Raw genomic sequence first — 10,720 nt, 5'->3', positions numbered from 1 at the left:
TTCTCGGCCAGCGCCTTGGCCAGTGCATCCGCATCGGTCGAGGGTTCGCCCTGCGGCGCGGCCTCATCACCGGTCTGACCGGCATTTTCCTGGGTCAGCGGGGCAGGCTCGGCGGGGGTGGTTGCAACTGGCGCTGGTTCCTCGGGGGTAGTCGCGGTTTCGCCGTTCTTCTCGGCCAGCGCCTTGGCCAGTGCATCCGCATCGGTCGAGGGTTCGCCCTGCGGCGCGGCCTCATCACCGGTCTTACCGGCATTTTCCTGGGTCAGCGGGGCAGGCTCGGCGGGGGTGGTTGCAACTGGCGCGGGTTCCTCGGGGGTAGTCGCGGCCTCGCCGTTCTTCTCGGCCAGCGCATCCGCATCGGTCGCGGTTTTGCCCTGCGGAGCGGCCTTGCCACCGGCCTGACCGGCATTTTCCTGCGCCAGAGGAGCAGATTCGGCAGCGGGCGGCGTTGTGGCCCCGGCATCCTCGGGTTTCTCCGCAGGCGCGGGCGATGCGGCCTTATCAGCTTCCTTGGCCAGCGCATCGGCAAGGCCATCGTCGGTCGGGGCGGCTTTGGGGGCAGGGGCCTTGGTGTCTTCCTGAACCTGCTGCGCTGTGCCTTCCACCGGCTCCTCGGCCGTCATCGGTTGCGGTTCGGCCTGTTCGACGGGCGCGGTGGCCTCTGCCGGGGCTGCGCTCGGGGCGTCCTTCGCCGCTTTCCGAGGTTTGGGTTGGGCCGTGTCCGCGGGTTCGGCCAGCGGCGGCTCGGTCGGGGCGGCGTCGGCTGCGGCGGGTGCGCTGCTTTCCTCGGCCGGTGCCGCTGGTGCGAGTTGCGGATCTGCCTGCACCTCTGGGGTCGCGGCGGGGGCGGCTTCCTGTTCCACCACCTCAGGGCTGGGCTCTGCCTGGGCGGCGGGGGCAGCCTCGGCACAGGGCGGCGCCGAGCCGTCGGCACAGGCCGCGGCTTGAGCTTCGGGCTGCTGCTGCGGGGCCTGCTCGGCCTGCGTTTCGACGGGCTGCTGGGCCTGCTGGTCTGCGGCTTGGGGTTGTTGCTGGTCCTGCGGGGCCTGCCCGGCCTCTCCCGATTGTGCAAGAACGGCATGGGGCGCCAGAAGGGAAAGACAGGCCGCAATCGCGGTCGTGTTGTGGATAATTCGGCGCATAGTGGTTCCTTTTTGCCGTTGGGCGAATTGCTGAGCGAAAAACCGGCAGCCGCGAAACACGGTTCCCCAACAACCCCGTGATGCGCGCGCAACCGCCGACGAGGGGGAACGCGCGCGCCGGGTGATGGCCAGATGCGGGCGCATGGGTTTTTCTGGCGAAATCCGCCCTGGCGACGATCCCGGTGGCCAACAGTTGCCGTCCCGAGCGAACGGCTATTCGTCCTTGCTGACCTCTGCCCCGACCCATTGCCCGGTGCTTGCCAGATCGCGCAGCGTTTCACGGGTCAGGGCCAGCACCACCGACACGGCGTTGGTCATCGGGCGGCTGGCGGAATGCGCCAGATGGATGGTTCTGACGATCCGGGGGTCGGTGATCGTCCAACTGCGCAGCCGGTCCTCGGCGGTTTCCGCGGCAATCGCGCTCTCGGGAAGAACGGAGTAGCCCAGCCCCGCCTCGACCAGCGACTTGATGTTGCCATAGGAATCCACGTCGATGGTGGTATTCAACCCGCCATTGATCGCCTCGGCATGACGGTTGAGAAGATCGCGCAGCCCGTGGCCCCGGCCGGGCAGGATCAGGGGAAGTTCGGCGACCCGGCCAAAGGTCAGATCGCCCCCCGCCGGTGGCAGATCGGCGGAACACAGGCTGGCAGCGGGACCGAAGAAGCGCAGCCGTTCTTCGAGCAACCGTTCGGTCCTGATGCCATGCTCGTCGGCCTGGCCGTAGAGGACGGCGAGATCGACCCGTCCCTCCCGCATCCATTCAAGGATGAAGCCGCTCATCGCCTCGGCAATGCGAAGCTTGATCTTGGGATAGCGCAGGCGAACCGCCTTGATCAGCGGTACCGCGAGGATCTGGCCGATCGTGCCCGGCACCCCCAGACGAACCTCGCCCTCGGGGTCGTTCTGATGCTCACGGATTTCCTCTTCCGCGACGGTCAGCTGGTCGAGGATGGTCCGGGCGTGGCGCAGCAGGATCATGCCCGCCTCGGTCGGCTCGACGCCGCGAGGGGTTCGAAACAGCAGCGCCGTTCCCAGATCCGCCTCCATGTTCCGCACATGCAGCGACAGCGCGGGCTGGGCGACATGCAGGAAGGCAGCGGCGCGGGACAGCGAGCCCTGCTCGACAATGGCGACGAAGTAGCGAAGCTGGCGAAGGTCGATCACCCTCGCGCCTCCCGGAGAAGTCGAGCGCGGCGCATGTGACCGCGTCCGGCGGTATTGGCGAAAGTGGGTTCGGTCATCTGGTCTTCCGGTGGCCTGTCATCCAAGCATGATCTGGGGCGAACATCAAATAGAGGGTTGCTGCCCTCAATATATCGAAATGTTATGGCAGGCTATCCAAAGCCCTATTGGACAAGGGACCACAAGTCGCCGCATCTCTGGGCCGAGCAGCGGGAGGGATTTCATGGCAATCACACAAAGACTGGCGGAGTTCAGCGCGCTGACGGATACCGCGGAAATTCCCGCCGAGGTGACATCGCGCGCCCTGGCCCTGACCACAGATTTCGCCGGATCTGTCATCCGGGCGGCGACGGATTCCGATTCCACTCCCGCCATTCTGGCGATGCTGGAGAAGCTTGGGCTTGCGGGCGAAGGGCCTTGCACCGTCCTCGGCCTTTCGCGCCGTTTCGGGGCGGGCGCGGCGGCCCTTCTGAACGGCGCCTTTGGCCATTCGCTGGATTTCGACGATACCCATGCCGACAGTTCCCTGCATCCCAGCGCGCCGGTCATCCCCGCCGCTCTGGCGGCGGCGGAGCTGGTCGATGCCTCGGGTGCCGACCTGCTGGCGGCGATCGTAGTGGGCTTTGAGGTGTGCTGCCGTATCGGCATGGCGCTGGACCCGACGGCGCATTATGCGCGCGGCTTTCACCCGACCGCCACGGCGGGGACATTCGGTGCCGCGGCTGCGGCCGGGCGGTTGATGGGGCTGACGCCCGAGCAGATGGTTTCCGCCTTCGGGGTGGCGGCAAGCCAGGCCTCCGGCTCGCTGCAATTCCTGCAGAACGGGGCATGGAACAAGCGTTATCAGGTCGGCGAGGCCTCGATGAAGGGCCTCATCGCCGCCACTTTGGCCAGCGAGGGGTTTCTTGGGGCCGCCGAGGCGCTGGAGGGCACGCATGGCTTCCTGAAGGGCTACAGCGACGGCGTCGTCGCCGAGCGCGCCACTTCGGGTCTGGGCACGGTCTGGGAAACGCTGCGCATCGGGGTCAAGCCTTATCCCGCCTGCCGCTATACCCATGCCGCCGTCGACGGGCTTTTGCGGTTGCAGCGCGAACATGGCTGGTCCGCGGATGACATTGATCATATGCGCGTCGGCCTGCATCGGAACGGCATCGCGCTGGTCGGCGCGCCTCTGGACGAGAAGAGGCGCGCGCGCAGCATCGTCGAGGGCCAGTTCTCGATGCCCTTCGCCGCCGCTGTCGCGCTGCTGCGGGGCCGGTTCGGATGGGATGATTACGACCTGCTCGGCGATCCGAAGGCCGATGCGCTGGCGGACCGGGTCGAGGTCTTTCGGGATGTCTCGCTGGAGGGCCTGCGCCATCCCTTCGGCGCCACGCTGGAGGTGACGGCGCAAGGCAAGGTGACGCAACTTCGTATCCCCGACCCCTCGGGCGAGCCGGAGACATTCCCCGATGACGCGGCCATCGCCCTGAAGTTCATGTCTCTGACCGGACCGGTTTCGAACGGCGGCAGCGGCCCAGACTGGCTGGGCCTGCTGGGCGGTTTGCGCGACACGCCGTCGGTCCGCCGCCATCTGGCGTGACGGACCGCGACAGGGGCGGGGTCTACGCAGTATAACATTTTTGTCTGCGGGGCATCGACAACATATATTTGATATATCCCCCCGGCTCCGACACCTTGGCACCTGACCAAGGGCCGGGAGGTTGTCATGCTTCAGAAAGTCACAGACCAGTTTCAGGATATCCGCGACGCGGTTCGCGCGCTCTGCGCCGAATTTCCTGATGAATATCATCGCAAGATCGACGAGGCCCGCGCCTATCCCGAGGAATTCGTCGATGCGCTGACCAAGGCGGGCTGGATGGCCGCGCTGATCCCCGAGGAATATGGCGGCTCGGGCCTTGGCCTGACCGAGGCCAGCGTGATCATGGAAGAGATCAACCGCGCGGGCGGCAATTCGGGCGCCTGCCACGGGCAGATGTACAACATGAACACGCTGATCCGTCACGGGTCCGAGGAGCAGCGCCGGAAATACCTGCCCCGGATCGCCTCGGGCGAGTTGCGCCTGCAATCGATGGGTGTGACCGAGCCCACGACCGGCACCGACACGACCAAGATCAAGACAACTGCGGTCAGGAAGGGCGACCGCTATGTCATCAACGGCCAGAAGGTCTGGATCAGTCGCGTCCAGCATTCCGACCTGATGATCCTTCTGGCCCGCACCACGCCCTTGGCGGAGGTCAAGAAGAAGACCGAGGGGCTGTCCATCTTCCTCGTCGACGTCAAGGAGGCCATGAAGCAGGGCATGCAGGTGCGCCCGATCCTGAACATGGTCAACCACGAGACGAACGAGCTGTTCTTCGACAATCTCGAAATCCCGGCCGAGAACTTGATCGGCGAGGAAGGGCAGGGGTTCAAGTATATCCTGACCGGGCTCAACGCCGAGCGCACGCTGATTGCCGCCGAATGCATCGGCGACGGCTATTGGTTCGTCGACCGCGTGACCAAGTATGTCGGCGAGCGCGTGGTCTTTGGCCGCCCGATCGGCCAGAATCAGGGCGTGCAGTTCCCGATCGCCGAAGCCTATATCGAGGTCGAGGCGGCGAACCTGATGCGCTTCGAGGCCTGCCGGCTTTATGACGCGCATGAAAACTGCGGCGCGCAGGCCAATATGGCGAAATACCTGGCCGCCAAGGCCTCGTGGGAGGCCGCGAATGCCTGCCTGCAATTCCACGGCGGCTTCGGCTTTGCCTGCGAATACGATGTCGAGCGCAAGTTCCGCGAAACGCGGCTCTATCAGGTGGCGCCGATCTCGACCAACCTCATCCTTTCCTATGTCGCCGAGCATGTGCTTGGCCTGCCGCGGAGTTTCTGATGGGTGTGCTGCCGTTGGAAGGACTGACCGTCATTGCGATCGAGCAGGCGGTGGCCGCGCCCTTCGCGACCTCGCGCCTTGCCGATGCCGGTGCCCGCGTCATCAAGATCGAGCGGCCCGAGGGCGACTTCGCGCGCGGCTATGATGCCGTGGCGAAGGGGCAGGCCAGCTATTTCGTCTGGCTGAACCGGGGCAAGGAAAGCGTCGCGCTGGATCTCAGCCGGCCGGATCACAAGGCCGAGCTGGCCCGCCTGCTGGAAGGTGCGGATGTGCTGGTCCAGAACCTGAAGCCCGGCGCGCTTGGCCGTCTGGGCTTCGGCTTCGACCGGCTGGCGGCCGATTACCCGCGGCTGATCACCTGCTCGATCTCGGGCTATGGCGAGGCGGGGCCGATGGCCGAGCGCAAGGCCTATGACCTGCTGATCCAGGCGGAATCTGGCCTCTGCTCGATCACCGGCGGCCCGGATGAACCCTCGCGCGTTGGTGTGTCGCTGGTCGATATCGCCACCGGCGCCACGGCCCATGCCGCGATCCTCGAGGCGCTGATCCGGCGCGGGATCGACGGCAGGGGGGCGAATATCCAGATCTCGATGTTCGACGTGATGGCCGACTGGCTGACGGTCCCCTTGCTCAATCACGAGGGGGGCAAGACGCCCCGCCGCCTCGGGCTGGCGCATCCCTCGATCTCGCCCTACAGCGTCTTCACCTGCAAGGATGGCAACCAGATCCTGATCTCGGTCCAGAGCGACCGGGAGTTTGCCAAATTCGCAGAAATCTTCATGCGGAAACCCGAAATGGCCCGTGACCCGCGCTTCGCGACCAATGTGGCGCGCGTGCAGAACCGCGCGGAAACGGATGCAGCGGTGGCCTTGGCCTTCGCCTCCATGACCGCAGCCGAGGCGACCGAATGCCTGATCGCGGCGGATGTGGCCTTTGCCTCGGTCAATGACATGGCCGGCCTGTCGGATCATTCCCAACTGCGCCGCATCACCGTTGACACCCCGAATGGCGAGGTTAGCTATCCCGCGCCGGGTGCCGTCTTCGTCGGCGAGCCGCGCAGCTACGGGGCCGTCCCGGCCCTGCCGAAAGTGAAGGAAAGCGCATGAGCGGTCTGGATATCGAACATCTGCGCCAGTGGATCGGACGCGGCGAGGTCAAGTCGGAGCTCGTCACCGATGCAATGGTCGAACGCTTCAAGGCCACTTTCGATCAGGAGGGCGAGGCGAGGGACGGTGACGTCGCACCCGTCATGATCCATCTTTGCGTTGCGCCCCCGGCCGCTCCGACCAGCGGGTTGGGGGTCGATGGCCATCCGGCGCGGGGCGGCTTCCTGCCGCCGGTGCCGCTGCCGCGCCGCATGTGGGCGGGCGGCGCCCTGACCTTCCACGACGACATCCGCGTGGGCGAGCGCGTGACGCGCCATTCGACCATCCGCGACGTGACGATGAAAGAGGGGCGGACCGGTACGCTGTGCTTTGTCACCGTCGACCATCGCATCGAGAGCGCGGGTCGGCTGGTGATCGAGGAAAGGCAGGATATCGTCTATCGCGGCATCGATGCGCCGGGCGGTCCGAAAAAGACGCCGGAAGCGGCTGCCCCCGGGACGCATCGGGTGACGGTCAATCCCTCGGCGGCGCTGCTGTTTCGCTATTCCGCCCTGACCTTCAACGGCCACCGTATCCATTACGACGCCCCCTATGTGACTGGCGAGGAAGGCTATCCCGGCCTGATCGTTCACGGGCCGATGCAGGCCACGATGCTGGTCCAGCTTGCCGAAAGGCTGCGCGGAACGCGGCCGGTGCAGTTCGACTTCCGCTCGCTCTCGCCGCTTTTCGATATCGCCGATTTCACCCTCAACGCCGAGGAGGATGGCGAGGGCCTGCGCCTCTGGACCTCCCGCGTCGACGGCCCCGTCGCGATGGAGGCGCGCGCCTCATGGTAGCCCATATCCGCGCGCCGCTCTTCGTTCCGGCCAACCGTCCCGAGCGTTTCGCCAAGGCCGCCGCATCCGGCACCGATGCCGTGATCCTGGATCTGGAGGACGCGGTGCCCCAGGACGCCAAGGCGGCGGCCCGCGCCGCGCTGGCCGCCGATTTCACCGATCTGCCGGTGCTGGTCCGGGTCAATGCGCAGGGCACGCCGTGGCATGATGCCGATGTGGCGGCTGTGGCCGGGTTGCCCGTCGCTGCCGTGATCTTGCCCAAGGCCGAGGATGCGGCCATTTGCAGCGCCGTCGCCGCTGCGACCGGCAAGCCGGTCATCGCGCTGATCGAATCCGGCCTCGGCCTCGCGCAGGCGCGCGCGATTGCCGCCGCGGAGGGTGTGGAGCGGCTGGCCTTCGGCTCGATCGACTTCTGCGCCGATCTCGGTTGCGAGCATCTGCGCGAGGTGCTGCTGCCAGCACGGTCCGAGCTGGTGCTGGCCTCGCGCCTGGCGGGCATTGCCGGGCCGATCGACGGGGTGACGGTGCAGCTTGACGACCTGTCGGTCATCCGGGGCGACGCGGCCCATGCCCGCGCGATGGGAATGACGGGCAAGCTGTGCATCCATCCCAAGCAGGTTGCCGAGGTCAGGAACGCCTTCGCGCCGACAGAGGACCAGATCGACTGGGCGCGGCGCGTTCTGGCCTCGGGCGATGGCGCGGTATCGGTCGATGGCGCGATGGTCGATGAACCGGTGCGTATCAGGGCGCGGGCCATTCTGGCGCAGGCTGGATGATGCCGGGCTGCCTCGGGATCAGGTAGCGGAATCATCCGCCATCATAGGCCCGCAATCGCGGGCCTAATGCTGTCAGCGCCGGCTAGAATAGCGATGTTCCTGCCGTTCGAGGCGCGCAAATCGGGGCGCCTTGGCCCGGACGTCCCTTCTTCCCGCATTCGCGCGGGAAGAAGGGTCAGGTCGGCTCACTCCAGCCGGCAAATGAACTCTGCGCCCCAGGCGTTCAGATCGTTCCCATCCCAATCCCTGGGCACCATCGGATAGAATTCGTGCCAGGGGCGCGGCTCGAACATGTTCAGCTCGGGAATGAACACGTCCATTTCGGTATAAAGCTCGATCATCACGCCGTCGGGATCCCGGTGGTATCCGGCAAAATTATGCCCCGCGGGGTGACGGGCCGGGCCCCATTCCTGCTTGACGCCGCGCCGCCGCAGCCAATCGGCGGCCATGGCATGGGAGGGGCTGCCCCTCAACTCGAAGGCGATGTGGTGATACCGGTTCGTGGTTCCCTTCACGATGTTGATGACGTGATGTTCCCGGTTGCAGGTATAGAAATTGAAGAAGTCCCCGAACTGGTCGGTGAACCAGAAGCCAAGGAAATCGACGAAGAACTTCTCGAGCGCATCGCCCTCGGTGTTCATCATCGCGACATGGCCCAGGCGGAGCGGCGCGGCCCCGATGCCCTTGAACCCGGGGGCAGGCGCGGCAATGTCGTTGTAGAACTGCAAGCGCAGGTCGCCCGGCAATTCGATTTCGACCAGTGAGGCGATGCCGGGCTGGCTGTCGGTCTTGACCTTGCCCTTGAGGCCGAAAGCCTCGGCATCCTTCGCGAAATCGCCGAGGTCGATGTCAGGCTTCAGCTGAAAGCCGATATTGGCGATCGCCCTGTCATTGCCGGGATGAAGAACCACGTTATGGTGCTCATAGCCGACCGACAGGAAAAGCTCTCCATCCGCTCCCTTGTCTGTCGCGCTCAGGCCGATTCCCTCCTCATAGTGAGCCAGGGCACGCGCGATATCGGGCGTGAAAAGGGACACATAGCCGAGCTGGAGGACTTTGGGATTGAATATCTTGCGCATCGCTTTCTCACTTCTAGACCGGTTTCCGGCCGTTGGTCGGCTGCGGTTGCCCACCATCATCTGATCGACGACGTCATTGCGCGCGTCGGGCTTCGCGGCAAGCCCCTCCTCAGGGCTTCGTCGCGATGCGTCATGACGGTGTACTCCTCACCGCCGGGGAAGGTGATGGCAGGAAACCGGCAAGTCAAATGACGATCATCCCCGGGGAATATAACTTCGGGTAATGTTTCCGGGGCAATCCGGTCCTGCACAATCATCGGAAGCCCGCCGCCTGATCCGGGAACCCCGGACGGCGGCAGGGATATCGGCTAAAGAACCTGCCCGAAGGCCAGCAGAACCACGCTGGCGACGATGCCGCTGGTCACAAGAAGAATCAGGCAGTACCCCATGATGTCGCGTATGCCGAGGCCCGCGAGGGCCAGCAAGGGCAGCGCCCAGAACGGTTGCAGCAGGTTCGTCCAGTTGGCCCCGATCGTCATTGCGGTCGTGACCAGCCCCACCGGAACCCCTTGCTGGTCGGCCAGTGCAAAGAAGATCGGCCCTTGCAGGACCAGATGGCCGCCATCGGCGGGAATCACGATGTTGATCAGGCCTGCGGTCAGAAAGGTGATAAGCGGCAGGGTCTCGGCGCTGGCCACGCGGGCAAGGCCCTGCGTCACCAGATCGCCCAGACCCGAGGCGGTGATCATGGTCGCGACCGCGGCATAGAACGGATAGATGATCAGGATCGGCAGCACCGAGGTCGCCGTCCTTTCCGCCGAGCGCAGATAGGACAAGAGGCCGGGCGAGAGGATCAGGCCCAGGCTGAGGACCAGCAGGTTCAGCGCATTGAGGTTCAGCGCGTTCAGCCCCCCGTCCCACAGCGCGCGCAGGACGAAGACGAGGCCGAGCAGTCCGGCACCGATGCTGAGGATGCGGCTTCGCTCCAGCCATTCGGCGGGGGTGCTGCCCTCTGTGGCGGTGGGGGCTGCAACAGTCTCGGTCTCGTTTGCGGCGGCTTCGGGCAGGCCCGTCGCTTGGTTTCGCGCAGGAACCATCGCCCGCGCGGTCAGGACATGCGTAATCAGCAGGGCTGCGGCCAGAATCAGGTTCCAGGGCGACAGGAGCGTCTGGGTGATCGGGATGAGGCCGGTCATGGCCTCAAGCGGATGGCCGGGCGTGTTCAGCGTCAGCGGGATGGAGGACGACATCCCCGCCGACCAGAGGGTGTAGCCCGCATAGGTCGCGGCGATCAGCAGGGGGAAATGCGCGCCCTCGATCCGGCGCGCCACCTCGCGCGCGCAGATTACGCCGACGACCAGTCCGACGCCCCAGTTCACGAGGGCTATGGCCGCCGTCAGCAGCGTGACGAAAACCACGGCCCCGGTCGGAGAGGACGGGATCGCGGCAAGCCGATGCACTCCGCGCTTGATCACCGGGGTCTCGCCCAGTGTCGAGCCGGTGACGACCACCAGCGACAATTGCATCGCGAAGCCCAGAAGCGACCATACCCCGGTGCCGAAATGCGTCACCATCTCGGAGGGCGTGGTCGGGGTCAGCGTGACGCCCGCGACAAAGACCAGCGCCAGCAATATCACGGCCAGCACGAAAGGGTCGGGCATATAGCGCCGGACAAGGATGTTCATTGCGGTCGTGATGCGCTGCATCGCGCCCGCGGAGGGTTCGCTCATCGTCAGTCTCCAATACTGCAGCGCCGCAGCTTGGGTCCGACCGGCATCAAGTCA

At 65.7% G+C, this 10,720-nt stretch carries 8 protein-coding genes and 1 pseudogene; 5 read left to right on the top strand and 4 right to left on the bottom strand.

Annotated features, from left to right (window positions below; all coding sequences use genetic code 11):
• Together VNQ78_RS12510 and VNQ78_RS12505 are read right to left on the bottom strand one after the other, a co-directional pair.
• A pseudogene (locus VNQ78_RS12510) lies at nt 1-1,142 on the bottom strand (hypothetical protein); the annotation flags it as partial.
• A gap of 213 nt (nt 1,143-1,355) precedes the next feature.
• Nucleotides 1,356-2,309 carry a LysR substrate-binding domain-containing protein gene (locus VNQ78_RS12505; RefSeq protein WP_325690188.1) on the bottom strand — a complete coding sequence of 318 codons (954 nt, stop codon included), beginning with the start codon at nt 2,307-2,309 and terminating at the stop codon, nt 1,356-1,358.
• Nucleotides 2,310-2,550: 241 nt separating this feature from the next.
• On the opposite strand from VNQ78_RS12505, the gene VNQ78_RS12500 reads away from it, so the two are divergent.
• The 5 genes from VNQ78_RS12500 to VNQ78_RS12480 all read left to right on the top strand — a co-directional run bounded on the left by VNQ78_RS12500 (nt 2,551) and on the right by VNQ78_RS12480 (nt 7,917).
• Entirely contained in the window at nt 2,551-3,909 is a 1,359-nt protein-coding gene (locus VNQ78_RS12500; protein WP_325690185.1) for an MmgE/PrpD family protein, read from the top strand.
• A 126-nt stretch (nt 3,910-4,035) separates the two neighbouring features.
• The gene (locus VNQ78_RS12495) at nt 4,036-5,199 is read left to right on the top strand and encodes an acyl-CoA dehydrogenase family protein (protein WP_325690183.1); all 1,164 of its coding nucleotides are present in this window, start codon (nt 4,036-4,038) and stop codon (nt 5,197-5,199) included.
• Complete coding sequence (locus VNQ78_RS12490; RefSeq protein ID WP_414694064.1) at nt 5,199-6,305, top strand: CaiB/BaiF CoA transferase family protein; 1,107 nt, start codon at nt 5,199-5,201, stop codon at nt 6,303-6,305. The genes VNQ78_RS12495 and VNQ78_RS12490 overlap by 1 nt, the downstream gene beginning before the upstream one ends.
• On the top strand, nt 6,302-7,141 hold the full coding sequence (locus VNQ78_RS12485) for an FAS1-like dehydratase domain-containing protein (protein WP_325690181.1): 840 nt from the start codon (nt 6,302-6,304) through the stop codon (nt 7,139-7,141). Before VNQ78_RS12490 ends, VNQ78_RS12485 begins: the two co-directional genes overlap by 4 nt.
• Nucleotides 7,135-7,917, top strand: coding sequence for a CoA ester lyase (locus VNQ78_RS12480; protein WP_325690179.1), 783 nt, complete (start codon nt 7,135-7,137; stop codon nt 7,915-7,917). Before VNQ78_RS12485 ends, VNQ78_RS12480 begins: the two co-directional genes overlap by 7 nt.
• Nucleotides 7,918-8,102: 185 nt before the next feature.
• On the opposite strand, the gene VNQ78_RS12475 is transcribed toward VNQ78_RS12480, so the two are convergent.
• Both VNQ78_RS12475 and VNQ78_RS12470 read right to left on the bottom strand, forming a co-directional pair.
• Nucleotides 8,103-8,996 (bottom strand): VOC family protein, encoded by an 894-nt coding sequence (locus VNQ78_RS12475; protein ID WP_325690177.1) that lies wholly within the window; start codon nt 8,994-8,996, stop codon nt 8,103-8,105.
• 308 nt (nt 8,997-9,304) lie between these two features.
• Nucleotides 9,305-10,666 carry a TIGR00366 family protein gene (locus VNQ78_RS12470; protein ID WP_325690175.1) on the bottom strand — a complete coding sequence of 454 codons (1,362 nt, stop codon included), beginning with the start codon at nt 10,664-10,666 and terminating at the stop codon, nt 9,305-9,307.
• Nucleotides 10,667-10,720 lie beyond the last annotated feature (54 nt).

This window comes from Paracoccus sp. (in: a-proteobacteria), from assembly GCF_035556475.1.
In the GTDB taxonomy this organism is placed as follows: domain Bacteria; phylum Pseudomonadota; class Alphaproteobacteria; order Rhodobacterales; family Rhodobacteraceae; genus Paracoccus.
Note: the sequence above shows the minus strand (reverse complement) of the source record. Positions and strands in the feature narration are given on the sequence as shown.

Excerpts from the sequence above, each read along its gene's own strand:
- VNQ78_RS12495 (WP_325690183.1), top strand. The coding sequence starts at position 4,036 with ATGCTTCAGAAAGTCACAGACCAGTTTCAGGATATCCGCGACGCGGTT.
- VNQ78_RS12475 (WP_325690177.1), bottom strand. The coding sequence starts at position 8,996 with ATGCGCAAGATATTCAATCCCAAAGTCCTCCAGCTCGGCTATGTGTCC.
- VNQ78_RS12490 (WP_414694064.1), top strand. The coding sequence starts at position 5,199 with ATGGGTGTGCTGCCGTTGGAAGGACTGACCGTCATTGCGATCGAGCAG.
- VNQ78_RS12480 (WP_325690179.1), top strand. The coding sequence starts at position 7,135 with ATGGTAGCCCATATCCGCGCGCCGCTCTTCGTTCCGGCCAACCGTCCC.
- VNQ78_RS12470 (WP_325690175.1), bottom strand. The coding sequence starts at position 10,666 with ATGAGCGAACCCTCCGCGGGCGCGATGCAGCGCATCACGACCGCAATG.
- VNQ78_RS12485 (WP_325690181.1), top strand. The coding sequence starts at position 6,302 with ATGAGCGGTCTGGATATCGAACATCTGCGCCAGTGGATCGGACGCGGC.
- VNQ78_RS12500 (WP_325690185.1), top strand. The coding sequence starts at position 2,551 with ATGGCAATCACACAAAGACTGGCGGAGTTCAGCGCGCTGACGGATACC.